The organism is Neptunicoccus sediminis (genome assembly GCF_001719615.1).
GTDB classification, from domain to species: Bacteria; Pseudomonadota; Alphaproteobacteria; order Rhodobacterales; family Rhodobacteraceae; genus Amylibacter; species Amylibacter sediminis.
Map to the genome: position 1 here is coordinate 1 of NZ_MDVX01000006.1, position 319 is coordinate 319.

General features: G+C 62.7%; 1 protein-coding gene. It reads right to left on the minus strand.

The features are described from left to right. Positions 1-319: Ig-like domain-containing protein (locus BFV97_RS18625; protein ID WP_157888301.1), on the minus strand; the 319-nt coding region annotated here is incomplete at both ends.

Sequence of the window (319 nt, forward strand, 5' to 3'; positions counted from 1 at the left end):
CGTGATCGTCACGGTCTGGGCATCGGTTCCGCCATTCCCGTCACTCACCGTATAGGTAAAGCTGTCGCTGCCGTTAAAGTCCCCATCCGGCGTATAGCTGTAACTGCCATCCGCCGCCATCGTCACCGCGCCGTTGGCTCCATCCGTTGCCAGCGCGAAAGTCAGCGTATCTCCGTCCACATCAGACGCGGCGACTCTGCCGGAAATCACTGTATCCTCGTCACCGGAGGCCGTGCCAGCCTGCGCCACAGGCGCGTCATTCACCGCATCCACCGTGACCGTCACGGTCTGGGTGTCCGTTCCGCCGTTCCCGTCGCTT